This window comes from Sphingorhabdus sp. 109, from assembly GCF_902506555.1.
GTDB lineage: Bacteria > Pseudomonadota > Alphaproteobacteria > Sphingomonadales > Sphingomonadaceae > Parasphingorhabdus.
The window spans coordinates 2,743,960-2,767,721 of the sequence record NZ_LR732707.1; the positions used below are offsets into that span (position 1 = coordinate 2,743,960).

The window sequence follows — 23,762 nt, forward strand, 5'->3', positions numbered from 1 at the left end:
CTGCTTAACTTGTCACCCGGTGCGCGATCATGCCGGCCAGCAACGCGCCGACGAAGGCCAGGGCGGGCAGTGGGTTGATCGCCAGATCGGTCAGACCCGGTCCCGGGCAAAGGCCGCTGATTCCCCAGCCGGTGCCAAACAGCACCGCGCCGATGGTCAGTTTACGGTCGATCAGCGTGGTGCCGGGCAGCGAGAAATGCGCGTCGGCAAAGGGCTTGTCGAGCCGCCGCTGGAGGATCCAGGCAATGGCCATCGGGATCATCGCGCCACCCATGACAAAGGCGAGGGTCGGGTCCCAGCGACCGAAAAGATCGAGAAAGCCCTGGACCCGCGCCGGATCGGCCATGCCCGAGAAGGCCAGACCCGCACCGAACAGGGCTCCGGCAAAAAGGGCTATCAAAATCTGCTTCATAGCAAGCCTCCTGCGCGCATCAGCGCGACCGTGACAAAGCCGCTGGCCATGAAGATGGCCGTGGCGATCAAGGAGCGCGGGGACAGGCGCGACATGCCGCAGACACCGTGGCCGCTGGTGCACCCCGAACCAAGCCGCGTGCCATAGCCGACCAGCAGGCCGCCGATGACCAGCGGAATGACCGAGGGCGGAAAGCGGGTCTCGATCCCGCCGGTGAGCTGGGCGATTATGAAGGCTCCCAGCGGTAGGCCAATAACAAAGGCGATGGCTATGCCACGCGGCGCACCGCTGTCGGCAATGCCGGTGGCGCGCGCCGCCAGTCCGCTGACCCCGGCGATACGACCGAGGCCAAGCAGCATCACGGCGGCGGCGACACCGATCATCAGTCCGCCGATCAGGCCCTCCAGCGGCATGGCGTGGGAAAAGGCTGCGAGCATCAGACGCCGTTCAACGGAACTTTGAGGTAGCGCACGCCATTGTCTTCCTCGGGCGGCAGATGGCCGGCCCGCATGTTGACCTGTACCGAGGGCAGGATCAGCCGCGGCATATTCAGCGTCTTGTCGCGTTCGGTCCGCATTTTGACAAATTCATCCTCGGTCACGCCGTCATGGGCATGGATATTATGCTTCCGCTGTTCTGCCACGGTGGTTTCCCACACATATTCGTCGCGACCCTCCGGCAGATAGTCGTGGCACATGAACAGGCGGGTGGTTTCGGGCAACGACAACAGGCGCCGCATCGACCGGTAAAGCTGACGAGCGTCACCACCGGGGAAATCGGCCCGGGCGGTCCCGTAGTCCGGCATGAACATCGTGTCGCCGACAAAGACCGCATCGCCGACGACATAAGCAATATCCGCCGGCGTATGGCCGGGCACGTGCATCACCGTTACATCGAGATTGCCGATCTTGAACGTATCGCCATCAGCGAACAGCCGGTCAAAATCCGATCCGTCGCGCTGGAACTCGGTTCCGGCGTTGAACAATTTGCCGAAAACGTCCTGTACCGTCACGATATGCTCGCCAATGGCAATCTTGCCGCCGAGCTTCTCCTGCAGATAGGGCGCAGCCGACAGATGGTCGGCATGGGCATGGGTTTCGAGCAGCCACTGGACCGTCAGGCCCTGCTCCTCGACATAGGCAATCACCTCGTCGGCGGACTCGAAGGAAGTCCGGCCGGAAGCCGGGTCGAAATCGAATACGCTGTCGATGATGGCGGCGCATTTCGTCTCCTTGTCGTGCACGACATAGGTCACCGTGAAGGTCGGCTGGTCGAAAAAAGCCTTGATAACGGGGATGTGCTGCTGCGCGCGGGAAATTTGATCTGTTGCATGAATCAGTGCCGAATCAGTCATAGGTAATTCCTCAAATTCATATTTACATAAACTATGTAATACATTATATGTGTTGCGTCAATATGCCAAGGCTGCCAATTCCGGCGAGAGGTGAAATAAATGTCAGACGCGTTGCAGATAAAGTCAGGATCATTGCGTATCGGGGATGTCGCCCCGGACTTTCAGGCGCGCACAACCCATGGTCCGGCAAAATTGTCCGATTATCGCGGCCGGTGGTTGATCTTCTTTTCTCATCCCGCCGATTTCACGCCGGTCTGCACCACAGAATTCGTTGCCCTCGCCCGTCATCAGGACCAGTTTGAAGCGATGGACTGCGCCTTGCTGGGCCTGTCGGTGGACAGCCTCTATTCCCATCTCGCCTGGGTCCGGGCGATCGAGGACAGGTTCGGGGTCAACATCCCTTTTCCGATTGTCGAGGACCCGAGCATGGCGGTCGGCCGCGCTTTCGGGATGATAGATGAAACCGCCGCCGATTCCGCCGCGATGCGCGCAAGCTATTTTATCGATCCGGAGGGCGTGATCCGCGCGTCCACCTGCTATCCGCACAATGTCGGACGTTCGGTTGACGAGATGGTGCGCCTGCTTGCCGCCCTGCAACTTGCCGACAAGGCGGATGTCCTGGTTCCGGAAGGGTGGCAGCCCGGCGATGATGTGCTGCAAATACCGCCGCTGTCGCCGACGGATATCGACCGGGAGGATGACTGGTTCTGCCGAAAAGTGAAAGCCCCGTGACGGCCATTTACGAAAGCCGAGACCGCGCCGATGCCGCGACCGAGAAGCTGAAAATCTTCGCGCAGCCGCAGCGGCTGATGATCCTGTCCTTTCTGCTGCGCGGCGAACGCAGCGTCAGCGAAATCGATGCCGCGACGGGCATTGGCCAGCCGGCACTCAGCCAGCAGCTCGCTGCCTTGCGGCAGGCGGATGTCGTGAAAACCCGCCGCGAGGGCAAGCAGATCTGGTATGATCTTGCCGATGATGCCTCGCGCCTCTGTGTGCGGACGATGGAGGCTCTGCTGACCGATGATGCCGATCCACAGCAGATATTCGAAGCTGTAACGAAGACCGGCACGCCGGTAAAAAAGGCAGAAACCGGAACAGGAACGGCGGGTTTCGCGAAAATATTATAGCATGAAGGGACAGCAGCATGGGTGATGAAGCCACCGCTCCGGGCGATAAGCCGGAAGAACTGAAACCGGAAGACTGGGCCGGTGAAATGGGACTGAAATGGCTGGCCAATCTTTCGCTGTTCGAGCAGATGATCGCACCGATAGGCGAAGCCCTGCTGGCGCGCGCAGACTATCAGGATGGGACGACAGTGATCGACCTGGGATGCGGCGGCGGTGCCACAACGCTGGCGATCGCCGATGCGGTCGCGCCATCCGGCAATGTCATGGGCCTTGATATTTCACCCGATCTCATCGCCGCAGCGCAGGAACGGGCAGCCAATTCCGGTGCCGGGAATATCGCCTTTACCTGTGCCGACGCCGCTACGGTTCAACTGGCGGACGCGCCTTACGACCGGCTTTTCTCTCGCTTCGGCAGCATGTTTTTTGACGACCCCGTTTCCGCATTCCGGAATCTCCATGGTCTGCTGCGCGAGGGTGGGCGGATCGATCTGGCGGTCTGGGGCCCGCCGCGTGACAATCTCTGGATGATGGAAATGATGGGCGTTGTCAGGAACCATGTCGAAATTCCGCCAGCGGTGCCGCGCGCGCCGGGGCCGTTTGCCTTTGAAGATCTGGACTATCTCGGCGAGATTCTGGCCGGCAGCGGTTTCACCAATGTCGACGTCGCCAGCTATGAAGCGCTTCAGCCGATCGGCGGGATCGGCGCAACGCCGGAGAAGGCCGTTGAATTTGCCTTCGCATCCATGGCCGTCGGTCGCGCGCTGGCCGACAAGGGCGCGGCCGTCATCGAAGCCGCCAGCAAGGAACTGGCCGACCTGTTCGCGAAATATCATATAGCCGGCGAAGGCGTGATGATGAAGGGCAAGGTCTGGATGGTCTCGGCCACCGCCTGATTTCTCGCGGATTTGCCTGTGATTGCGCCCGGCCCGGAAGGAGGGCGAATAGACTGTAATTTCAGGTGATTTCGACGAGCTCCAGGAGTTCGCCTGCAGGCCCGATCGTGGTGCCGACACGACGGTCCTGATATATAGGTCCGCTGCGCTGCCGCGGACGTGCGATCCATTCGATATCGAGCGTGTCCAGTTCGTTGATTGCCAGCGTCACCAGACTGTTCCCCGGGGGCAGCATGCCATTCTGTACCGGTCGTTCGGTCGCTGCGGCCGGATAGGCATCGATTTCGACGATTGGCAGACGCCCGGCCTGCACCATCGTCAATCGGTGCTGCGTGCCATCTTCAAAGCCAAAGGCCTTGTTGATCATGGTATAGTTGATCTCGTGACTGTCACCCAGATCGAGATGCAGGCGTTGCTGATACCATTGCAACGCGGAATCGAGATTTCCGGTTGCCAAAATGACGATGAAGATCTGATCAGTGAGGGATTCCGCCTTGGGCAGATCGCTGGTTGGTGTGTTCTCATGGACTTCGTTCAAATATAGCATTTCGCCGCCACGGCCGGTCACTTGCATCGGCACGAAATAGGGCAGGCTTGGAATCGTTCTGGGAGGGCCGATGATATTGAAGCCGGACTTTTCCAGTCTGGCTGGCCAACCAAAGACGTCCTGCACGCTCAGCTCATATGCTGCCCAGCCAAAGCTGGTTGTCGGTTTGAATTTAGCAGGGACCGGTTGCTCCACCAGTCTAATGAAGCATTCCGCGCCACTTTGCGGCTGCAAGGTTGCGATTCGGCGGCCCAAAATACCGGGCGCTGACCAGCTGACAGATTCCTCTGCCGAGACAATACGGTCTTCAATAAGCTTCAATCCGAGATGGACACAATAGTCGGAAAGAGCGCCATCCATATCGGGCGTGGTGACAATGCCGCCCAGAATGCTGCCGTGGGTGATTATATGTGTCATTGAACATCAGCCTTTATCTGTCAGGCAAAGCGGCATCGCCTGTTTAAACGCAGCGGCTGCTACGATGCTGCGCTGACCGGCGGTGCAACTTCCGATTTTTCGCCCGACCCCGAGCAAATCACGCTGCCGCCCGACAGACTGGTTGTCGCGCGGGACCCTCCATCGCCTGTGTGATGACCGTCCGCAACGGGAGTGTGACATTATTCGCTTCTCTCCGGGGTTTTGCTTCCGCGGGCACGGAAAGTGGCATCAGCTAATGCATCTCTTCACCACCCGAGATATTCAGGGCCTCGCCCGTCATATATTGCGCATCATCGCTCGCCAGCCATGCACAGACCGCCGCCGTATCGCTGGGCAGGCCCGGACGGCCGGAAGGGTTTTTTGCAGCCATGTTCGCGAGATAGGCCTCTACCGTCTCGAAACCGAGCAGCTTTGAGAAATATGCATTTTGCTCTGCCCCCAGCGCGGTAGTGACATGATTGGGACAGACAGCGTTCACGGTAATGCCGCTTGATGCGAGTTCGATCGCGCTGGCACGGGTTAGTCCGACCATTCCGTGTTTTGAGCTGACATAGGCGGCAAGATGGGTGAATCCGCTCTTGGCGGCCTGACTGGCTATATTGATGATCCGGCCGCCGCGCCCCTGATCGATCATCGCCCTAGCCGCTGCCTGTGTGCAATAGAATGCACCCGACAAATTGACTCCAATGACTTTGGCCCAGTTTTCGGGAGTAACGTCGAGCAATGGTTCCATCATAAAGCCGATTCCGGCATTGTTGACCATGATGTCGATGCCACCGAACGCATCCACTGTCTCGGATACCAGGCGGTTACAGGCTGTGGCGTCGCTGACATCGCAGGGAATGATGGCGGTCTTCGCCCCCCGCGATTGCAATTCCTCGGCAACCTTATGGGTTTCTTCATCGACCCTGATGTCGGAGACCACACAATTGGCTCCTTCATCGGCGAAGCGTTGCAAAATGCCCTGGCCCAGTCCCTTTTCCTTGCCCGAGCCGGTGACGACAATAGTTTTTCCCGTGAAACGCATGGTCAAAGGCTTTCCGTCAATATGAAAGTGGGGTTGTCGGCATAGTCCTGAAATGGTTTTGCGAGCGCTGCGAATGCCGGATCGGATACGTCATCGACAAATGCGTCCAGGCCCGTGATATCGATAATTTCGAGATATTCATAAGGGGGTTGCCCATCGCTGCCGAACAGGCCGGTCGCGCGTAGGACGCTGAAAGACGTTACCGAGTGAAGCGCATTGACTGCCGGGATGTCGCGGTTTTTGGCCCATTGCTCATATTCGGCAATGTCGACGCCTTGCTTCAGGTTGAACAGACAGATGATGCGCATATTGTTTCCTTATCCGGATTCTGACCACGTGAAATTTGTCCTAGGAGGCAAGCCAATAGCGGGCGATCTCGAAATCGCCTTTTGGCCGTCGTGCGAGCATTGAAGGGCAAGGATATTCTGTTTCAACCCGCATCAGACGATAACGGCTGATTAGAAATGGCCGGCTCGGGAAAGATCTTTCGCGCTTCGGACAAATGGTAAACGGCAATCGCAACGGCGGAGCGTGAACAGATGAGTGAATCCCCATTGGACTGGATGGCGCTGGCCAATAGAAAAGCCAAAGGCAAGCGGCCGGACTATTTTGACAATGGCCAGGACGAATTGATGCTTTCTATGTTGATGGCGCTGGTCGGTGAAGTTTCGGTCGTGCGCGAACGGCTGGATACGGTAGAGCGGTTGCTGGACAGTCAGGGCTGTATTGAGCGGTCGGACATAGAGGCTTTCGTTCCCGATCAGGAGCAAGCCCTCGAACGAGGCATGCTGACACGCGAGTTTATTTTTCGCGTGATGCGGGGGCCGCATCAGGCGGCTGAAGCGTTAAAGGAAAATGAACCGGCACTGTCGGAAGTCAGCAAGGAATTGCGCGACATCTGACTTTGGCCTTTGCCCACCGCCGGACGCCAGAACGGGTCCGGACAGGGACCTTTCAGCGCTATGAATTGCTGCTCCGGCGCTGTTGCCATCAAGGGCGAAGAATTGCAGACCGAGTTCCACCGGTTCCGATAGTCTCGATCTGCAGCATCCCGCTGGCTGGATTTTAGAAACTGATATTCTTGGGTTCTTCGAAATCCGTCCAGTTCTGCCAATCGGCGGTAACGAATTTTTCATCGATCAAGGTGCGCATGAAGCAAACACCATCGCGGAACCACTGCCAGGTCCGGGCCCGGTTTTTGACAGCTTCGTCGACCTGGATCATTTCATAAAGATAGACATTGTCCTGTCCCTTGCGGACCCAGTTCAGACAGGTTGACAGATTATTGTCGTCCGGCTGCATTGCGGCGGCCCAACCCTTGATCAGATCATTGTCCCACCAGATCCGGCCGTCGCGGTAATTGGCCGGAAACTCGCGCGTTTCGGATTTCCCGTCGGCCCAGAAATAATAATTGGTCTGATGATAGTCAGATGGCTTGCCATCCTCGGGAATCCGGCAAATCAATCGTGATTTGTGCGCATCGGTCAGTTCCCCGGTTACCGCGTCATAATAGCGGTAAATGCCCTCCCAGACGCCTTCATTGGCAGCTAGCAAAGGCATATTTTTGCGTAATTCAATAGAATTGGACATGATAATTCCCTTGGTGATCAAATATTAGGTGCTGCTTCCGACATGAAAACCCTTCGAAAGCGGCGCGGATGCAAAAATCAGAATGTCAAAAACCTTGCCCTGGTCGTTGATTTCGAAAAAATTGCAGTTCGACATATGCGTTTCCTCGCCATCATCGTCCCGCAGGGAGATATTGAACCGGGCGGCGACGCGCTGGTTATCGACATCGACCGCGGTGATGAAGTCGCGGAAATGGATGACCGGAAAGCTTTGGATAAAATCGGCGAGATGATCGCGGAGCGCAGCTTTACCAGTATAGGTAAAATTGCTGCTGGGAATCCGCATTTCGCAATCGTCGGCCATGCCTTCCATAACCCCATCCAGATCATGGGCGTTCAGCATTTCGAAGAAATTGGTAATACAGGTTTGATAGAGCTGTTCGCGCGTCAGGGCCATGGAGGGATCTTTCTAGTTGGTGACACAGTCCAGCACATCGCGCATCGATATGTTTTCTGAAACTGCAAATATTGCTTCGAAAAGAGCATGGGCATTGCCCCGGTAGCCGGCTGTCTCAAAGCAAAAGTCCGCTTTGGCAATCTGGTCGGCACGATCCATCGGTCGACCGGGCGAGCCGTAAGGAATGTCGACAAATTGCGTTATGACCTGCCCATCGTTCAGCGCGATCTCGATAGTCTGGGGAGAAAGGGCATTGGGGTCCGGATTTCCGTCGAGCGTGCAACGGACTTTCGCGGCATCTGCTTCAGCCTGAGCGGAAGCCATATGGTCCGATGTGAACAGCCGCGGGTCAATCCTGCCATCCCGGATCATCATGGGAGCAATGAATTGCATGCACAGCCGTGCATAGGCGGCGCTCATATCGGTATTATATTCTCGCCCGACCAGCAGCATGATGAGCGGCGGGACATGAACCTTGATACTGGAGATATCATCCATGCCGAAGCTGTTTTGCGCCGCAAGATCAATGAGTGCGGTCAATGTTGCTTGGGTAGCCCGTCCGGCAGGAAAGGGCTTGTGCGCCACTTCCTCAATTTTCCACGGAGCAGCCCATTGCGCGAATTGCGCATCCAGATTGCTGGCGGTCTCGATCAGAGAAAAATAGCCGAATTTCCCGTCGATAATGTCATGCGGTGCGCAAATTCCAGCAGCAGCCAGATCGGCGGCCGTGAGAGCCGCGCGGGCGGCAATACCAATCTGTAACGGTAAAACCTCGGAGCCTTCCCAGTGCGCCTGCATGGTTCCCGATACCTGACTATAGGCCAGTCCGAGAAGATCGAACATTTGCGTTCGCGTAAATTTCCGCAGATAGGCCAGGGCAACTGATGCGCCCATCAGGCCTGCAGTGGATGGACGGAAGAAGCGAGGGTGAGTCTGCGATCCGGCACCAAAAAATACCGCGGTTTCGACCCCGAGGACAAGCGCTCGCAGGGTCTCGTCGAGCGAAATATCGCTGGTCTCGGTTTCGCTGATCAGCGCTGCGGTGGTCGTGCACAGAGCGATTACAACTGACGGCTCGTGAAGCGCATCCCATTCGAGACAGTGGATTTGCGTACCGTTGACCACGGCTGCCGCATGTGGGGACAGGCGGACATCGGGACGACCCAATATTCTGACGTCGCCCTCGCCGTTCGCAGACCAGCCTTGCGCTGCTGAAAAGACTTTGTCGCTAACCGCTTCACAGCGTCCGGCGACGCCGACGGCCAATGTGTCTGCCAGAAAGATGCGCGCTTTCTCGAGCGTATCTGCTGATAGCGCGACATCGCGGAATGCCATGATCTTGTCCACCAGACGCTCGGTCGTCGGGCAAGAATCGCGGCTCTCGGCGGATGATGATGGGCTGTTGTTCACCCGACAGCATTGGCAGATTATTGTGTATCTGCGATCCACCGCTGTATGATCTATCCGCAGTTCGGTTAAACTGGCCGGGCCTGCTGATGGAACCGAGTGGCGGATTCAGTTTTTCAAACCGCTGAGCAACAGGTTCGGAAGCAAGCTATTGTCCCATTCAACCGGCTTGTCGGGAGAATTTCCCATTCGGAGAATGACCATATTCTGGGATGGAATGATGTAAACCGTCTGGTTTCCATTGCCATCGAAAAGAAACAAGTCATCGGCGAGATAAGGCCGGCTGTGCCATATTTTGGCGGCTGGAGAGTCCGGTCCCATAAAGCCTCTCCTTTCGGCATATGGTGTGCCCAGCCAGACACCCAGCCCATAATGGATATTGTGGGCCCCCGGCCGCCGCATTTCACTCACAAACCCTGGTGGTAGAATCGCCCGGCCATCCACGGTTCCGTCATTTGCCAGCAAGATGGCAAGCTGCAACCAACTGCGCGCCGGCAGGTTCATGCAGCATCCCGAATGTGGCGTTCCGTCATTCCGGTTGAACCAGATATTCCCGCCGGCCGCGCCGATAGGTTGGAGGATTTCTTCGCCGACAAAGCGATCGTAGCGCTGACCAGTGGCGCGTTCGATGACAATGGCAACGAGATCGCCTGCGGCGTTGCTGTAGCTATATTTGCTACCGGGTTCCGATGTCAGCGGATATTCGTCAATGATATAGCGTTCGTGATAGGGGTCGAGATAGGCTCGGTTCCAGTGGTTATCTGCCTCCATCGCGAAAGATTGTTCCAGCAGGCCGGTTTCCATCGCCAGCATGTGTCGGATGGTCATGTCGGCTTTGTCGGTGCTTTTCCATTCCTGAACAAAATGGCTCACCGGCTGATCGAGCGAGCGGATTTTCCCCAGTTGAATGGCACGACCGATTGCGATGGCGGTCAGCGGTTTGGACAGTGATTTCGACGGGAGCAAATCGTCGCTCGCGATCCCGCCAAAATAATGTTCGGAGAGCATTTCGCCATTGCGCCAGACAATCAAGGCGCTGCTATTCGTCGCTGCGGCATATTGTCTGGCCGATTCCAATGCTTCGGGCGAGATCTGCTGCTGTCGCGGATTGCTCTGTGGCGTCCGGATTAGCTTGGCTCCGTTGACGGGTGCCAGAATGTCATAATCTGCTCGGCCCCCGCTTGCCATCATGGCCTGATATCGCTGATGAAAGATTTCATCCGAACCGGAGGGCCGATCGCGCCAGGTCTGACCCGCCGGTTTCTGTGGCAGTTGCGCACACGAAGTAACGGAAAATACAGCAAGAGCCAGCAATGTTCGTTTGCAGACTGCGCGCGCCAAGTTCACCATGGCTATCCTTTTGCCGTGTCGCGCAGCACATCCTGATAGCGTTCGCCGCTATCATCTGTTGCTTGTTCGAGCGCTTTTTTCTGGGTGACGTAAAACAGACGGTCGAAGAACGACTGGCGGCGCTCTTCCCGCTGGTTTAACGATTCCGGGGTCGGGGTATAGCGATCAATTTCTGATTCCAGATCAATACCGTTATCCGAGACGATCTTTTCGATTGTGTCCATCCGGTCGCGCATGGTGCAGAATTCGCTGGCCAGAACCATGATCATCGACATGGCCTCGTCCATTCCCTCAGTGGCATAGAAATCCGGTCTCTTGCCTTTTGCGTGACGCGGGGTCTGAGTCTCGGGCGCTGTCTGTTCCGTCGCCATATTCATTCTGTTTTGCCTTTCTGAGCAATCAGGACTTCCCAGCCACCGCCTGGAGCATATTCACCCGCGACAAATTCGCGGTCGGTTAGCGCGGCTTGTTCAGCCTCGGACAGTTCCATGACGGCCATTGGTGCAGTATCGAAACGGATTGTGCCGGGAGCAAATCCTGCATCGCTGGCCAATTTGATCTGGTCGATTTCGCGCATCGCGCCCCAGAAGGGTTCGTTGTTATAATAGGTTTCATTGTCGAGAATGAACTGCATGAATGGACCCATTTTGCCGAACGGTGGCAGATCGGCGTGAATCATATAGCCGCCGGGCTTTAGCAGCCGATAGCATTCATCGAAAATTCGCGGCATAGCCTTGCCGCTCGTTTCATGCAGTAGGATATGGCTGACAATCAGGTCAAAGCTTTGGTCGGCAAAGCTGGTCTCTTCCGCATTTTCTTGCAGAAAGCCGACATTCAGTTCCTTGGCCGCCGCTCGGGCGTGAGCATAGCGAATGCAAGGACCGGCCACGTCAATTCCGGTGACTTCGGCATCCGGAAACTCTTCCTTGAAGGGCAGTGTCGAATGGCCAATGGTGCAACCCATGTCCAATATGGTTTCGGGCGCAAATTCCGGCAGATTACGCTTGATATAGTTGCAAACCGAGCGGCCCATATCGTCGTTGTCGGGACCCATGTAGCCCATCGCGTATAGATAGACTCCGCGATCATAGAGCGCGCCTGCAAATATATCCTTGTCCGAGCGGCTGCTTGCATAGCCGCCTGGCATGCAATGGATATCGATTGCACTGACATAACGGGGTACGTCGAAATCCTCGCTGGTTTTCAGCATCGCGGGGGACTGGGTCGACAGCGTTTCGGCTTTTTCCGTTAATGGACCGAGATCACGTTCCAGCGGATCGATGACGGAAGACCAGAGCAGTTCCTGAGCAATCCGAGTCGACGAGGCATAAGTCTGAAAATAAGGGTCGGTGACCATTGCTTTGCGAATGTCGTGCCGGTCGGCCGGAGGCCGGCCGTGCTCTTTCTGGAATGTGCGCGTTACCCGTCCTTCGAAAACCGGTGTCAGGCCCGGCAGCAACCCATTTTGGATATATTGACGAAAGCTTTTGCTGAATTCCTGCCGCATTCGGTCATCATGGTTGCCCACCGGCAAAAGGTCGTGAGGGGCCTGCTGAAAGATGTTTTGATTCATTTCGTTCTGCTTTTTTGAAGTTGCAACACCCAAGGCGACAATTCTACCCGATAAGTCTATACAAGGCTCGGTTCATATTTGCTCACCCGATATCGATTATCCACCGTGCGGATAGATACGCTTACCAAGCTGGCTGCGCTGGCGATTTGCTTCGAGGGTGACGACCAAGCCAATGAGTGGATGCGGCAGGGCCGATCAGACTGTCAGATCCTACCTGCCTTTTCACGGCGTGATCGAGAGTATGTCTAATGTCAGAATTAAAATCTGCGAAATTCAGAACCTGGATCGAGGAAAGTGAGTATCTGGGGCCTGTATGGGCCTTTGCCTATATTCTGCTGACGGTGACCACCACTGTCATGCCGCGGACCGACAAGGTATCGATCTTTCGCGAAACCCTGCGCGGATGGCATTATTCCATTGGCATGATCTTGGGATTGCTGAGCATCCTGCTTTTTATTAAATGGTGGGTCGGGCGCAAAAAGGTCGTTCATCCCGCCCTATCGCCAATGGCCAATCGCTGGGCGATGGCATTGGCACTGGTGAGCGTCGCCTCCCTGATGCTGAACCCGTTATTGGGCATATTGAGTGCCTGGGCCGAAGGTCATCATATCCATTTTGGTCCATTGCCTGCGATCCCGTCTCTTGTCGGGGAAAGTCGTGTCCTTTGGTTGTTCACCGGCTATTTCCATTCAGGCATCGGTTTTTCCATGTTGGTGCTACATCTCGTAACGCTTCTCACCGCGCTTTACTTCATCTTTCGTTACGGTGTCGGGATATTGGCCGGGTTTCCGAAAGGGTTCGGCTATTTCACGCTGGGAGGTACGGCGGTATCGGTCTATGCGGCCGTGACTTTCTCCAGCCCGGATCCCGGGCCGCGAGCGGTCGCCATCTATATTATTATTCTGCTGCTTATCTGGGGACTGGCAAAGCTCTCGCGGCGATGGCCCGCTACATCGGATGACCGTGGCGCTGGATTTTCCGGTCCGGGCTTGATTGCCCCGGCACTGGCCTTCATCTTCCTCGGCCTCGGCCTCTACGGGCCATATGCGATGTTCCGGGTCAGTCCGGTCGAAACCGGCGTGCGGGTTGATGCGGCCAAAGGTGTGACCTCTCATGACGAGCCTGTAGTCGTTGTGACGGTCACGCCCGAAACAGCTCTTGAGCGGGATGTGCGCGCAGAAAATTTCAAATGGTGCGGATTTTGCCATACGATGAACAAAGGCGGCAAGCATCTTGCCGGTCCCAATCTTTACGGCATTTTTGGACGACCGGTCGGCTCGGTCCCCAATTTCACCTATACCAGCAACATGGCGGCGCATGGCCAGAAAGGCGAGAAATGGGACGACGCCTTGATGGACCGGTTGATCGCTGATCCTGACAAATTCGCGCCAGGAACGACGATGGTGGTCTCCTCCGGAAATGTGACCGACCCGGAACGGCGCAAGGCCATGATCAACATTCTTAAAAAGGAGACAATGGGCGATGCGGTGAGACTGGTCAATGACAGCGGGGTTCCGCTGGAGCCGGTTGTGGCCGAATGAGCAGTTCCGAGTTTTCCAGAGGCTGGAAACCATTGTTTTCCGGAGTCATCGGCGTGGCTACCGGCGCGTCACCGATTCCGTTTAACGTTCTGCCGATCGTATTGGGGCCGATCCATCTGGCTATGGGCTGGTCATTTGTACAGATCAGCATCGGTATCACGATCTACGGAATCATCGGAGCCTTTCTGGCCCCGGCTGTCGGAGCGCTTGCCGACAAATATGGTGTCAAGCCTGTAGCGACAGCCTCGTTGACCGGTTTCGGCATTGCGTTCTCGCTCTTGTATTTCACGCCCGACAATATTTTCGGCTTCTACGCCATCTGGGCGCTGATCGGGATATTGGGCATTGGCTCGACTCCCGTCACCTGGAGCCGGACCATCAATATGTGGTTCTATAGAAACCGGGGTCTGGCATTGGGGATCCTGCTATTGGGCACCAGCATTGCCGGCCTGATTGTTCCGCAAATCGCAAATCGTGTTCTCGAAGCATTCGACTGGCGCATGGTTTTTCCGGTTCTGGCCCTGCTTCCCCTGCTGATTGGCCTGCCTCTTGCGCTGACCCTGTTTCGGGACCCGCAACCGGAAGAGAGGCCAGCCGAAATCAGAAGCCAGGATGGCAATCTGACCGGCATAGGCCTGGGACAAGCCATCAGAGGTTATCGTTTCTGGATTCTGTTCCTATCGGTGGTGCTGATCGCCCTCGCATATGGTGGCGCACATATCCACATGGTACAGATGGTTCAGATGCACGGCCTGACGGCCGATGAAGCTGCGATCGTGATGAGTATTGTCGCCAGCGGTATATTTGCCGGGCGTATCATCGTCGGTCTTCTGTTTGACAAATTCTGGGCTCCCGGCGTCGCCTTCCCGGTACTGGTTATGCCGGTGATCGCTTGCTGGCTGCTGATTGGCACGGACACTTCTCAGGCGTTGATTTTTGGTGCAGCCTTCCTGCTCGGCTTTGCCGCTGGTGCGGAATCCGATGTCATCTCTTACTTGGCTTCCCGCTATTTCGGGATGGTGGCTTATGGCAGAATCTACGGTTTTCTGTACCTGCCGTTTGGAGTGTTCTCGTCTGTTTCGCCGGTACTTTATGGGCTGACGCGTGACACTACCGGAAATTATGATCTGATGCTGATGGTCGCTATGGGTCTCTTTGCTCTGGGAGGATTATTGCTGCTGACGCTGGGCCGCTATCCGGACTGGGCCGTACAGAAGGAATCTTAGTATGAAGCGCGAAGATATTGCTCCACCTTATAGCGCGGTCACCCAGCATGAAATCTTTCCCAAACCGCAGCATGACGAAATTGCCCGGTTCAATTTCCTGGCAAATTTCAATCGCTTCATGGCAACCGCACTCGGTCCGGCAAACAAGCGCGCCTATGACAGCCGGGTCCTGCCGAAATTTATTCAGGAAATGGGCCGCAAACCGGAAAACCGCTTCGAAATTCGCCATGCCATGAATGACGACCCCTGGCATCAGTTCTGGTCCGCATTGAAACGCAACTCGATGGAGATGCGTCAGCAAAACGGGCGTGCACTAGTGCTGCGACAGATTGAACGGCTCAAGGATGCAGCTTCGTCATATAATGATCCGAACAGTGCAAACAGCAGCCATCTGGAACTGGATGAGAATATCACCATCCCGCGCTATCAGTCGGCGGTCGATATCCATTGCATGCCGGGAAGTTATCATGGTGAAGAAGTGGAGGGCGATATTTCCGCCGGCGCCAATTACGACTGCGGCATTTTCGCCACCACTGCCGGTGGTATTGGTGCCCTGTCGGACGGTGGCGGTCAGGCACTGGTTGAATGGATCCGGAAGGAGCGTCCTGGTTGGGCGCCGCGCCGTATTCTGGACGTCGGTGTCACGGTCGGGCACAATATTGTGCCTTTGGCTCTGGCTTTTCCCGAGACCGAAATCATCGCGATTGATGTTGCTGCACCGGTTCTGCGCTATGGCCACGCCCGCGCCCGCGCACTCGGGGCAGACAACATCCGGTTTGTCCAGGCCAATGCCGAAGATCTTTCGCGTTGGGATGACGGATATTTCGATTGGGTTCAGACGACAATGTTTCTGCACGAAACCAGCGGCAGCGCCCTTCCGCGCATCATAAACGAAGGCTATCGGGTCCTGGCGAACGGTGGCTTGATGTTTCATCTCGAGCAACCGGCCTATACCGATGCGATGCCTCTATACGAGCAGTTCATCCGGGACTGGGACGCGTTCAACAATAATGAACCATTCTGGTCGTCTATGCATAGCTTGGATCTGAACAAAGTGATGACCGAGGCCGGATTTGCCCCGGAAAATCTGTTCGAGGCGCATGTCAAAGCGGTAGTCGATCGAGAAATATTTCCGGCAACGGCCGATGAAGGGGAGACTGAAGATCACGGGCGGGCAGCCGCCTGGCACGCATTTGGCGCCTGGAAGTAACCGGTGGCGTTGTGGTAACCCTCGGCAAAATGGTCTAGTAAGATCCGTACCGTTTCATCTTTGCTGCACCGCGTTCCCTTACTGGGATTCACCGGAATCTGTCTGGCGCTGGCCGGCTGCGACCATTCGCAGAATATGGCACTCGACTCCGGCCCGATAATCACCACTTGTGAATCTCTGCTCACGCAGGCGACCACAGTCGAAGCACTGGAGCTTTCGTCTGCCGATGGCCGTCCTATTCCGTTCGAGATCATCCGTCCTGACAAACCGGGCCTATATCCGCTTGTCGTATTTTCACATGGCGCATTTGCCGCGCCGGATCGCTATCATGCCCTGCTGAGGCCACTGGCTGCCGCAGGCTATGTTATATTCGCGCCGATGCACCTGGATTCGGAGGAATGGCAGCATGAAAAAGCGCCATCCCGAGACGATGTGTGGAGCACCCGCGGAACCGATCTGGTTCTGGGGCTAAGCGTTCCCTCGGAGCTAAAAATGCTGCTGGCCCGGTCGGCAATCAGGATTGACGCCGGCAAAAAAATCGCAATGGGGCATAGCTATGGGGCTCTGCTGGCACAAATCGCCAGCGGCGCGATCCCGGCGATCCCTTCGCCCCTGGTCAGGGATCCTTCCGTAAGCGCCGTCGTTGCTTTCTCTCCGCCGGGGCCGACAGCAAGATTGATCGATGCGGATGGCTGGGCAGCGATGTCTGTGCCCAGTCTAACTGTAACTGGCACCAGCGACATAATCCCGGGATTTATCGACGATTGGGAAGTTCACAAAGCCAGTTATATCGGTGCACCGGCAGGAAAGCGCTGGCTGTGGGTGGGAGAGGGAGTCGACCATTATTTCGGCGGGATGATCGGACGTGAAAAACCGGCAGACGCGCGATCTGCTCAATTATTGAACCGAGCGACCTCGACTACGGTTGCCTTTTTACAATCGGCACTAAAGGCTGGGTCCATTTGTTCTCAAGCTGGCGAACTGGATGGCGAAAGCCTGAACAAAGACTGATTTTCGTGCTTTGAAGCCTGTCTGCGAATAGGCCAGTCAAATGCGGCATATTCCCTTCCCGGATTGCTGCAAAATTTGTTTGCCCGCATGGCGGACAAATATTTGCCCGCATAGCGGATAGATCTCGTGATGCCTGTCCTGAATCTGGAATATGGCACTAACCTGACTCATCAAACAAAAAATTGTGAGATCGATGGTGACTGAAGTTCAGGCCATTGTGATTAAGTATAATCGGGGAAGACATTATGAAAAAGACCATATTGAAAGCAATGGGTACGAGCTCGATTTTCGCGCTGACCCTTTTTCCAGCCGGACCTGCTTTTGCGCAGTCTGAAGATACTGCCGCCGATGCCGCTGAATCAGGCGTGATCGTGGTGACGGCCCGCAAGATTGAAGAAAATCTGCAAGATATTCCAGGCGCGATTACCGCCTTCAACAAGGAAGAGTTGAACCGGCGCTCGATAAGCGAACTGGAAGATATCGCTATGCAGACACCGGGTCTGGTCTTTGAAGATTTCTCCAACGGCGGCTTCGGATCTCCTACCATTCGTGGTGCGACCCAGTTTTCGATCACCGGTCTTGAGCAGAATGTCTCGGTGTTCCTCGACGGTGTTTACCTGCCGCGGCAATATGCTTTCGATGTCGGATCGATGAATCTGGAGCGTATCGAAGTCGTGAAGGGGCCGCAAAGCGCGCTTTATGGTGCCAATGCTTTTGCCGGTGCGATAAACTATGTGTCGACCAACCGCAGTCTGACCGAAGTATCGGCCAGCGGTGAAGTCGAAGTCTCCGAAAATGGCGGATTTGACATTTCCGGCAAGATCAGCGTGCCGCTGGTGCATGACGTTCTGTCCATGCGTCTGGCATTGGGCCATTCCGAATTTGATGGTGATTATGCCAATAATCATCCCGACGCTGATCTGGATCTCGATCCTGGCACCACCGGAAATCTTGGTGGCTATGACAAGTCGATGGTTCAGGTCGGGGCTAGTCTGAAGCCGGTCGATGCGGTGACGATCGATTTCGACTATTATAACTTCAAGACTGATTCCGAAACGCGCGCGCAATATCGCTTGTCGCGTGGTTCGGGTGATTTCAACTGCAGCAATGGCGGCCAATTTACCAATTTCGGCCTGCAGCTTTACTGCGGCGAATTGCCAACGACTCCGGTACCTGGAGCGAGTGGCACGGAAGGTTTCGTCATTGATCCCCGGACCTTCGGGCTCGATTCCGAATCGAAGATTGTTCGCGTCAATGTGGCGGCGGAACTGACCGATCAGATTAGCTTGAACTATATGTTCGGACATTCGCACGGCGATGTGTTCTCGGCTGGCGGCAGCGACAGGGATGCTTTGGTTCCGACTGTGTTCGCGGGGCAGACCGGCAACGCGTTCACCTTCAATCCCGTGGGTGATTTTAACTATGATTCGCATGAAATCCGACTGCAATATCAGGGTGATAGTGGTATCTATGCGATGATTGGCGGCTTCATTCAGAATGGCGAAGATCTTGAACTGGGCACCGGTGGACTGGTTCCATTCCGCGACCTGACGCCATTGACGTCCATTCCTGATGATGCGACGCCATTTTCCGCTTATACCGAGACCGAAGTCAGGGCCATTTTCGGTCGTATCGCTGTCCCCCTGATGGACGAGCGCCTGACCATCGAACTGGAAGGCCGCTATACGGACGAACGTAAGGATCTCGCCGATCTCAGCGTGAACAGCCCCTATGTCTACAAGGATAATTATTTCACGCCGCGCGCCAGTATCGACTATAAAATTACCGAAGACAATCTGATCTACGCGTCGGTCGCGCGGGGCGTTAAATCGGGTGGTATCAACTCGACCAACACGGATCTGACCGACGAAGAGCGCTTTTATAGTCCCGATACCAACTGGACCTATGAAATCGGTTTGAAAAACACGTTCATGAACGGGCGGGCTACCTTGAATCTCGCCGCTTTCTATATCGACTGGAGCAATTTGCAGCTTCAGGTTTCAGCGGCCGGTGCTTCTTTCTTTAGCGCGAATATCACCCAGGCACTGGGGGGTGCGACGTCGAAAGGTATCGAAGTAGAGGGGACGTTCGAACCATTTGATGGACTCCTACTCAATGCCGGGCTTGCCTATATTGATGCAAGCTACAATGAAGGCGTTATATCCAGCCGTATTACGCGCTCTCTGCTCTGCGGTACCGAAACAGCGCCCAGCGATGTCTGCAACTATGACGGCGATATCGGTGGCAATGATCTGCAGCGTACATCGAAGTTCCAGTGGAATGTCGGCGCGTCATACAACACCGCCATATCGGATGATATCGACTTCTTCACCCGCCTTGATGTCGCTGGGCAGTCCAAGCAATATGCCTCGGAGATCAACGTAACCGAGATTGAACCCAGAGTGCTGGTAAATGGGCGTATCGGTGTGCGGGCAGATAACTGGTCACTCTCCCTTTGGGGCAAGAACCTGTTTGACAAGGTCTATGTCGCCAATGCATTTTTCATCGCAACGCCGTTTTTCACAGATTATGTTCCAACCCTCGGAAACCGCCGTCGGCTTGGTGCAACATTGACATTCGACTTCTGAAGAAACCAAACTACCGGAGAGATTTATGGATCGCAGAAACTTCCTGGCCGCTGGTGCTGCCGGCGCAGCCGGTGCCGCTGCAATGATGTTGCCGTCTGGCGGCGCGTTGGCAAAGCATAAGAAAGACAGGAATTCCGACGGGGTCGAACGCGATCTCAAAGGCGATTATCTGGATCTCACCACACCCCGCGGCAATCGCGAGGCTCAGGCGCGCTTCCTTGCCAATATCGACATGAAATCTACCAAATACGGCTGGTTCAAAGGTATTGTGCATGGGGTGCGGCCGGGTGAGGCTATCCGTGATCTGGTTGGTTTCACAGGTTTCTCCTGTGCGCGGCTTCTGCCCAATGACGAGGGCGCGGACCCGGGCTACAAGAAAGTGTTGCGGGAAATCGGATTTTATACTGATCTCGAAACCGGCGAAATTCTGGAAGAATGGACCAATCCCTATCTGAACGAAACAGTCAGGGTTGTGCCGATCGCCAATGATCCGTTCAATCATACGATCACGGATTATCTCTACATGCCCCCCAGCTATGGCGGGCTCAACACCGACATGCCCCCCAAGATCCCGCTGATTAAAGATTGGGAAAGGCGCGACAATGATCTGATCCTCGCTGAAAGGATCAACCTGTTCTATCCGGCAGCACTGCAGCCCGATAAATGGCCGCGCGAAGCAACGGCATCGGGATTCAATCAGGTAACCGAACAATTTTTATACCAGTTTAACTGGGACGAGATGCAGAACCCCGAACTGACCGGGCTGCCGGCCAGAGGAACCTGGACACGCACCACCCCTTGGTTGCCATGGATGCTGATGGGGCCATCTGAAGGCCACTGCATGTATTCGTGTTTCTTCGGATCCGAAAACACGATTGATTATGCAGATCAGAAGGCGCTGGAATATGCAGCCAAACATTATCCCAAATTCCTCGAGGCCCCGGAAATATGGGAAGAACCTTCCCTGTCGTCCCTCGAATGGTACGCACGGGAACAAAATCCGGCACCTTTGCCAGCAGATGGTAAGATACCCTTTGCACCCTTGCCGAAACCTTCGTTCAAGCGCTGAGGGCAACGCGGCAAAGGGCGATTATCTGATGTCAGTTGATGCCGGACAGGGTGAATTTCCAGTCCGCAACCGTTGTGAAATAGATGACGGTTGCGGAGGGACATCCTGATTTGGACAAGATTGGGCCAGGGGACAGGCCGGGCATAATCATAATGCAGCCAGCAACAGATTGACTATCATGGCGTCATCATAGTTGAAATTGGCAAATCCTGTACGAACAATGGTGAGTTTACTGGATGGTATGACGTAGACACGCTGGCCGCCGAAGCCGTCAAAAAAGACCACGTCATCGGCAAGATAGCGAGCCGAATGCAATACGCTGACCTGGCTCTCCTGACTATATCTGCGCTGGCGCTGCCAGGCCTTGCCCAGCCAGATGTGCAAACCATAGGCCGCATTTTTTGCGCTGGGACTGGTCATTGCATCGACCCATTCAGGTGAAACAATCCGTTGCCCATTCGCCTTGCCACGATTGCGAAAAAGTTCGCCGATTCTGGCCCAGTCAGCTGCCCGCGCGAAGGCTCCTGCGAAATAATGAGGGGAGCCGCCTTCTCGATCAAGCCAAAGCGCTGCTTCGCCATTGCCCAGCGGGCACCAGACATCATCGTGCAGCATATCGATGAAACCGGGCATACCCTTGGCTTTTGCGGCCCGATCGATAATCGCGCCGACAATTTGACTGTTGACGTTATTATAACGGAACACGGCACCCGGTTCGTCCTGCAAGGGAGTTTTCAGTGCGACACCGTTTATGTCGGAAGCAAACATCAGTTTCATGCTTTCTCCCGCCGGATCGCCAAAGGGATATAGTCTGAGTCCGCTTTGCATTGTTAACAGCTGGCGGATGGATATTTGTCCGCGCGGATCATCCGCCCATTCCGACAGATATTTGCCGCTCGGGTCATCGAGCGAGCCGATCAAGCCTTTTTCTATCGCGATGCCCGTCATGAGCCCGGTGAGGGATTTCATCATGGAATAGCTATCGGTCCAAGTGCTCTCGTCTGCTTCGCCCTCATAGCTTTCGTGAATCACTTTGCCGTCGCGAACGATCAGCAGGCTAACGCCTTTCTGTGCGGCGGAATAGGCTCTGGCCTGCGCGATCGCAGCCTGCAGTTTTGGCGGCAATGTCTCGTCAGAGCGTGGAAGCGCACGGACGTCGCATCCGCCCATTAGGGCGCGCGGCTGAAAGGAATCGAGGGAGAGAACATCGGGGGATTGCGGTGAAGGACGTGCGGCATCGGCGGCATATTCCTGCGCAGCTTCCGGTTCCGCCATGTCCGTAACAGGCATTTGAACTGCTGATGAAACACAGGCCTGGGCTATGGTTGCGGAAGCAAGCGACAGCACCAGTTTTGTTCTGAAAGCCTTCATATTTTCTTCCTCTGCAATTTGCTGTGATGGACACGGATATGCTGCACAGGTGCGTCGATCATAGCTTCAATTTTCCGGGAAGAATGTGGTCTTCTTCGTCGAGACTGGCAAATTGGAGGAGGCCTCTGACCGCAGGGCGATAACGGGCACCTCAATGGCATTGCGATATTCCAACACCGAAGAGTTTCAGATTAACACGAGAACGAAGCGTGGGCAAATATTCGCTCGACGCCGGCTTTCCCTCACCCGAGCCGGATCTTCGGACACCGGCAGTTCCGGCTGTTCCCGTTGATCCGATGACGTGCCTTTCGCGGGGCGCTTATGAAGACACCAAGTCACAGCTTGAACAGCCCGAGGCCCTCGATGACTTCGCGCCTGGTTGCCTCGGTCCGGTTCCGGGCCTTTTCAGTCCCCTTGCGTATCACATCGAGCAGATACGCCGGGTCTTGCGCCAGTTCGGCACGTCTTGTCCGGATCGGTTCGATCAGCGATTGCAAAATGTCTTCCAGACGCCGTTTGATCGTGCTGTCACCAAGCCCCCCTTGACGATATCGAGCCTTCAAGTCGGCCACTTCAATCCGGTCTTCGTCAAAGGCATCAAGATAGGTGAAGACGATATTGCCCTCTACCTGCCCGGGGTCTTCGATCCGCAAATGGTTCGGATCCGTAAACATCGATTTCACCGCTGCGGAAATCGCCTTGGGCTGCGCGGATAGCGGGATAGCATTGCCACCAGATTTCGACATTTTTGCTTTTCCGTCGACGCCGGGCAAACGACCGGAACGCGGGATCACAGCTTTAGCTTCGGGCAGCACTGGTTCCCCGGCGGCGCTATTAATGCGGCGCACTATTTCATTGGTTTGCTCGATTAGCGGAGCCTGATCCTCTCCCACAGGCACAACCGTTGCCTTGAAGGCTGTAATGTCGGCGGCTTGTGCGGCTGGATAACACAGAAATCCCGCCGGAATATTGCGGCCAAAACCGCGCGCACGAATTTCGTCCTTGATCGTCGGGTTTCGTTCAAGCCGCGCAACGGTGACGAAATTCAGATATAGCATCGAAAGTTCGGCCAAGGCAGGCAGATGCGACTGCAGGCAGATCGTGGTTTTCTCCGGGTCGATTCCAACAGCAAGATAGTCGAGCGCGACCTCGAGTACATTATCCCGCACCTTGTTCGGGGTATCGGCATTGTCAGTCAGGGCCTGCGTGTCGGCCAGGAGCAGAAATTGCTCGTGGCTGTTCTGAAACAGCAGGCGATTGCGAAGCGATCCGGCGTAATGGCCGAGGTGCAGCGGGCCGGTCGTGCGGTCGCCAGTCAATATGGTCGGTTTGGTCATGGAGTCTCCTCTTGAGATGAGGGACGCCGCGTGGGAGATTTCAGAAATGCAAGACCGCCCATACGGCGGCCCCAATGAAGTTAAACGTCAGGCCGCCTTGTCAACAGGCCAGCCACCAAAGTCTGTGAATGATCATCGTGCATTTCATCGCGGTGCCGTTAACTTGGTTCCGGATATGTGTCAACTTCGCCAGCTAGGGCGTAAAGAGCGGACAAATGTCAGTTCCCCTGATTTGCGGCAATGATTTCCATTGTCC

The 23,762-nt window shown here is 55.6% G+C and carries 24 protein-coding genes; 10 read left to right on the forward strand and 14 right to left on the reverse strand.

Annotated elements, in window-relative coordinates; all coding sequences use genetic code 11:
* Nucleotides 1–4: 4 nt before the first annotated feature.
* Genes BOSE62_RS12920 through BOSE62_RS12930 form a run of 3 tightly spaced genes read right to left on the reverse strand, consistent with a single transcriptional unit; the run spans nucleotide 5 to nucleotide 1,766 of the window.
* Nucleotides 5–412: a DUF6691 family protein gene (locus tag BOSE62_RS12920; RefSeq protein WP_159646867.1), complete on the reverse strand. Its 408-nt coding sequence runs from the start codon at nucleotides 410–412 to the stop codon at nucleotides 5–7.
* Nucleotides 409–849, reverse strand: coding sequence for a YeeE/YedE family protein (locus BOSE62_RS12925; RefSeq protein ID WP_159646869.1), 441 nt, complete (start codon nucleotides 847–849; stop codon nucleotides 409–411). Before BOSE62_RS12925 ends, BOSE62_RS12920 begins: the two co-directional genes overlap by 4 nt.
* A complete protein-coding gene (locus BOSE62_RS12930; protein WP_159646871.1) occupies nucleotides 849–1,766 on the reverse strand; it encodes an MBL fold metallo-hydrolase in 918 nt (305 codons plus the stop codon). The genes BOSE62_RS12925 and BOSE62_RS12930 overlap by 1 nt, the downstream gene beginning before the upstream one ends.
* Nucleotides 1,767–1,865: 99 nt before the next feature.
* On the opposite strand from BOSE62_RS12930, the gene BOSE62_RS12935 reads away from it, so the two are divergent.
* Genes BOSE62_RS12935 through BOSE62_RS12945 form a run of 3 tightly spaced genes read left to right on the forward strand, consistent with a single transcriptional unit; the run spans nucleotide 1,866 to nucleotide 3,786 of the window.
* On the forward strand, nucleotides 1,866–2,498 hold the full coding sequence (locus tag BOSE62_RS12935) for a peroxiredoxin (RefSeq protein WP_159646873.1): 633 nt from the start codon (nucleotides 1,866–1,868) through the stop codon (nucleotides 2,496–2,498).
* A complete protein-coding gene (locus BOSE62_RS12940; RefSeq protein WP_201295679.1) occupies nucleotides 2,495–2,893 on the forward strand; it encodes an ArsR/SmtB family transcription factor in 399 nt (132 codons plus the stop codon). The genes BOSE62_RS12935 and BOSE62_RS12940 overlap by 4 nt, the downstream gene beginning before the upstream one ends.
* A 17-nt stretch (nucleotides 2,894–2,910) precedes the next feature.
* Nucleotides 2,911–3,786, forward strand: a complete 876-nt coding sequence (locus BOSE62_RS12945; protein WP_159646875.1) for a class I SAM-dependent methyltransferase — start codon at nucleotides 2,911–2,913, stop codon at nucleotides 3,784–3,786.
* Between the two features lie 61 nt (nucleotides 3,787–3,847).
* Here BOSE62_RS12945 and BOSE62_RS12950 read toward each other — a convergent pair whose 3' ends face one another.
* The 3 genes from BOSE62_RS12950 to BOSE62_RS12960 form a co-directional block, all read right to left on the reverse strand.
* A complete protein-coding gene (locus BOSE62_RS12950) occupies nucleotides 3,848–4,750 on the reverse strand; it encodes a hypothetical protein (protein WP_159646877.1) in 903 nt (300 codons plus the stop codon).
* 253 nt (nucleotides 4,751–5,003) lie between these two features.
* On the reverse strand, nucleotides 5,004–5,798 hold the full coding sequence (locus tag BOSE62_RS12955) for an SDR family NAD(P)-dependent oxidoreductase (protein WP_201295729.1): 795 nt from the start codon (nucleotides 5,796–5,798) through the stop codon (nucleotides 5,004–5,006).
* Between the two features lie 2 nt (nucleotides 5,799–5,800).
* Nucleotides 5,801–6,106, reverse strand: a complete 306-nt coding sequence (locus BOSE62_RS12960; RefSeq protein ID WP_159646881.1) for an REDY-like protein HapK — start codon at nucleotides 6,104–6,106, stop codon at nucleotides 5,801–5,803.
* Nucleotides 6,107–6,337: 231 nt separating this feature from the next.
* On the opposite strand from BOSE62_RS12960, the gene BOSE62_RS12965 reads away from it, so the two are divergent.
* Nucleotides 6,338–6,700, forward strand: a complete 363-nt coding sequence (locus tag BOSE62_RS12965) for a hypothetical protein (RefSeq protein ID WP_159646883.1) — start codon at nucleotides 6,338–6,340, stop codon at nucleotides 6,698–6,700.
* A gap of 163 nt (nucleotides 6,701–6,863) precedes the next feature.
* On the opposite strand, the gene BOSE62_RS12970 is transcribed toward BOSE62_RS12965, so the two are convergent.
* The 6 genes from BOSE62_RS12970 to BOSE62_RS12995 form a co-directional block, all read right to left on the reverse strand.
* A complete protein-coding gene (locus BOSE62_RS12970; RefSeq protein WP_159646885.1) occupies nucleotides 6,864–7,388 on the reverse strand; it encodes a DUF3598 domain-containing protein in 525 nt (174 codons plus the stop codon).
* A 24-nt stretch (nucleotides 7,389–7,412) separates the two neighbouring features.
* Nucleotides 7,413–7,823 carry a nuclear transport factor 2 family protein gene (locus BOSE62_RS12975; protein ID WP_159646887.1) on the reverse strand — a complete coding sequence of 137 codons (411 nt, stop codon included), beginning with the start codon at nucleotides 7,821–7,823 and terminating at the stop codon, nucleotides 7,413–7,415.
* Between the two features lie 12 nt (nucleotides 7,824–7,835).
* On the reverse strand, nucleotides 7,836–9,233 hold the full coding sequence (locus BOSE62_RS12980; RefSeq protein WP_159646889.1) for an MmgE/PrpD family protein: 1,398 nt from the start codon (nucleotides 9,231–9,233) through the stop codon (nucleotides 7,836–7,838).
* Between the two features lie 105 nt (nucleotides 9,234–9,338).
* The gene (locus tag BOSE62_RS12985) at nucleotides 9,339–10,421 is read right to left on the reverse strand and encodes a serine hydrolase domain-containing protein (RefSeq protein WP_159646891.1); all 1,083 of its coding nucleotides are present in this window, start codon (nucleotides 10,419–10,421) and stop codon (nucleotides 9,339–9,341) included.
* A 161-nt stretch (nucleotides 10,422–10,582) separates the two neighbouring features.
* Nucleotides 10,583–10,957 (reverse strand): hypothetical protein, encoded by a 375-nt coding sequence (locus BOSE62_RS12990; protein ID WP_159646893.1) that lies wholly within the window; start codon nucleotides 10,955–10,957, stop codon nucleotides 10,583–10,585.
* On the reverse strand, nucleotides 10,954–12,153 hold the full coding sequence (locus BOSE62_RS12995) for a class I SAM-dependent methyltransferase (protein ID WP_159646895.1): 1,200 nt from the start codon (nucleotides 12,151–12,153) through the stop codon (nucleotides 10,954–10,956). The genes BOSE62_RS12990 and BOSE62_RS12995 overlap by 4 nt, the downstream gene beginning before the upstream one ends.
* A 248-nt stretch (nucleotides 12,154–12,401) precedes the next feature.
* On the opposite strand from BOSE62_RS12995, the gene BOSE62_RS13000 reads away from it, so the two are divergent.
* The 6 genes from BOSE62_RS13000 (at nucleotide 12,402) to BOSE62_RS13025 (ending at nucleotide 20,798) form a co-directional block, all read left to right on the forward strand.
* Complete coding sequence (locus BOSE62_RS13000) at nucleotides 12,402–13,694, forward strand: hypothetical protein (RefSeq protein ID WP_159646897.1); 1,293 nt, start codon at nucleotides 12,402–12,404, stop codon at nucleotides 13,692–13,694.
* Entirely contained in the window at nucleotides 13,691–14,920 is a 1,230-nt protein-coding gene (locus tag BOSE62_RS13005) for an MFS transporter (RefSeq protein WP_159646899.1), read from the forward strand. Before BOSE62_RS13000 ends, BOSE62_RS13005 begins: the two co-directional genes overlap by 4 nt.
* Nucleotide 14,921: 1 nt before the next feature.
* Complete coding sequence (locus tag BOSE62_RS13010; RefSeq protein WP_159646901.1) at nucleotides 14,922–16,130, forward strand: class I SAM-dependent methyltransferase; 1,209 nt, start codon at nucleotides 14,922–14,924, stop codon at nucleotides 16,128–16,130.
* Between the two features lie 135 nt (nucleotides 16,131–16,265).
* The gene (locus tag BOSE62_RS13015; protein ID WP_159646903.1) at nucleotides 16,266–17,141 is read left to right on the forward strand and encodes an alpha/beta hydrolase family protein; all 876 of its coding nucleotides are present in this window, start codon (nucleotides 16,266–16,268) and stop codon (nucleotides 17,139–17,141) included.
* A 245-nt stretch (nucleotides 17,142–17,386) separates the two neighbouring features.
* On the forward strand, nucleotides 17,387–19,729 hold the full coding sequence (locus BOSE62_RS13020) for a TonB-dependent receptor (protein ID WP_159646905.1): 2,343 nt from the start codon (nucleotides 17,387–17,389) through the stop codon (nucleotides 19,727–19,729).
* Nucleotides 19,730–19,754: 25 nt separating this feature from the next.
* Entirely contained in the window at nucleotides 19,755–20,798 is a 1,044-nt protein-coding gene (locus BOSE62_RS13025; protein ID WP_159646907.1) for a DUF1838 family protein, read from the forward strand.
* A gap of 147 nt (nucleotides 20,799–20,945) precedes the next feature.
* Here the strand turns inward: BOSE62_RS13025 and BOSE62_RS13030 are convergent, their stop codons facing one another.
* On the reverse strand, nucleotides 20,946–22,169 hold the full coding sequence (locus BOSE62_RS13030) for a serine hydrolase domain-containing protein (RefSeq protein ID WP_159646909.1): 1,224 nt from the start codon (nucleotides 22,167–22,169) through the stop codon (nucleotides 20,946–20,948).
* A gap of 335 nt (nucleotides 22,170–22,504) precedes the next feature.
* A complete protein-coding gene (gene trpS, locus BOSE62_RS13035) occupies nucleotides 22,505–23,506 on the reverse strand; it encodes a tryptophan--tRNA ligase (RefSeq protein ID WP_159646911.1) in 1,002 nt (333 codons plus the stop codon).
* Between the last annotated feature and the right edge of the window lie 256 nt (nucleotides 23,507–23,762).

Excerpts from the sequence above, each read along its gene's own strand:
- BOSE62_RS12955 (WP_201295729.1), bottom strand. The coding sequence starts at position 5,798 with ATGCGTTTCACGGGAAAAACTATTGTCGTCACCGGCTCGGGCAAGGAA.
- BOSE62_RS12975 (WP_159646887.1), bottom strand. The coding sequence starts at position 7,823 with ATGGCCCTGACGCGCGAACAGCTCTATCAAACCTGTATTACCAATTTC.
- trpS (WP_159646911.1), bottom strand. The coding sequence starts at position 23,506 with ATGACCAAACCGACCATATTGACTGGCGACCGCACGACCGGCCCGCTG.
- BOSE62_RS13025 (WP_159646907.1), top strand. The coding sequence starts at position 19,755 with ATGGATCGCAGAAACTTCCTGGCCGCTGGTGCTGCCGGCGCAGCCGGT.
- BOSE62_RS13020 (WP_159646905.1), top strand. The coding sequence starts at position 17,387 with ATGAAAAAGACCATATTGAAAGCAATGGGTACGAGCTCGATTTTCGCG.
- BOSE62_RS13030 (WP_159646909.1), bottom strand. The coding sequence starts at position 22,169 with ATGAAGGCTTTCAGAACAAAACTGGTGCTGTCGCTTGCTTCCGCAACC.
- BOSE62_RS13015 (WP_159646903.1), top strand. The coding sequence starts at position 16,266 with ATGGCACTCGACTCCGGCCCGATAATCACCACTTGTGAATCTCTGCTC.
- BOSE62_RS12930 (WP_159646871.1), bottom strand. The coding sequence starts at position 1,766 with ATGACTGATTCGGCACTGATTCATGCAACAGATCAAATTTCCCGCGCG.
- BOSE62_RS12925 (WP_159646869.1), bottom strand. The coding sequence starts at position 849 with ATGCTCGCAGCCTTTTCCCACGCCATGCCGCTGGAGGGCCTGATCGGC.
- BOSE62_RS12920 (WP_159646867.1), bottom strand. The coding sequence starts at position 412 with ATGAAGCAGATTTTGATAGCCCTTTTTGCCGGAGCCCTGTTCGGTGCG.
- BOSE62_RS12985 (WP_159646891.1), bottom strand. The coding sequence starts at position 10,421 with ATGATGGCAAGCGGGGGCCGAGCAGATTATGACATTCTGGCACCCGTC.
- BOSE62_RS12970 (WP_159646885.1), bottom strand. The coding sequence starts at position 7,388 with ATGTCCAATTCTATTGAATTACGCAAAAATATGCCTTTGCTAGCTGCC.
- BOSE62_RS13000 (WP_159646897.1), top strand. The coding sequence starts at position 12,402 with ATGTCAGAATTAAAATCTGCGAAATTCAGAACCTGGATCGAGGAAAGT.
- BOSE62_RS12935 (WP_159646873.1), top strand. The coding sequence starts at position 1,866 with ATGTCAGACGCGTTGCAGATAAAGTCAGGATCATTGCGTATCGGGGAT.
- BOSE62_RS13010 (WP_159646901.1), top strand. The coding sequence starts at position 14,922 with ATGAAGCGCGAAGATATTGCTCCACCTTATAGCGCGGTCACCCAGCAT.
- BOSE62_RS13005 (WP_159646899.1), top strand. The coding sequence starts at position 13,691 with ATGAGCAGTTCCGAGTTTTCCAGAGGCTGGAAACCATTGTTTTCCGGA.
- BOSE62_RS12990 (WP_159646893.1), bottom strand. The coding sequence starts at position 10,957 with ATGAATATGGCGACGGAACAGACAGCGCCCGAGACTCAGACCCCGCGT.
- BOSE62_RS12965 (WP_159646883.1), top strand. The coding sequence starts at position 6,338 with ATGAGTGAATCCCCATTGGACTGGATGGCGCTGGCCAATAGAAAAGCC.
- BOSE62_RS12960 (WP_159646881.1), bottom strand. The coding sequence starts at position 6,106 with ATGCGCATCATCTGTCTGTTCAACCTGAAGCAAGGCGTCGACATTGCC.
- BOSE62_RS12950 (WP_159646877.1), bottom strand. The coding sequence starts at position 4,750 with ATGACACATATAATCACCCACGGCAGCATTCTGGGCGGCATTGTCACC.
- BOSE62_RS12995 (WP_159646895.1), bottom strand. The coding sequence starts at position 12,153 with ATGAATCAAAACATCTTTCAGCAGGCCCCTCACGACCTTTTGCCGGTG.
- BOSE62_RS12945 (WP_159646875.1), top strand. The coding sequence starts at position 2,911 with ATGGGTGATGAAGCCACCGCTCCGGGCGATAAGCCGGAAGAACTGAAA.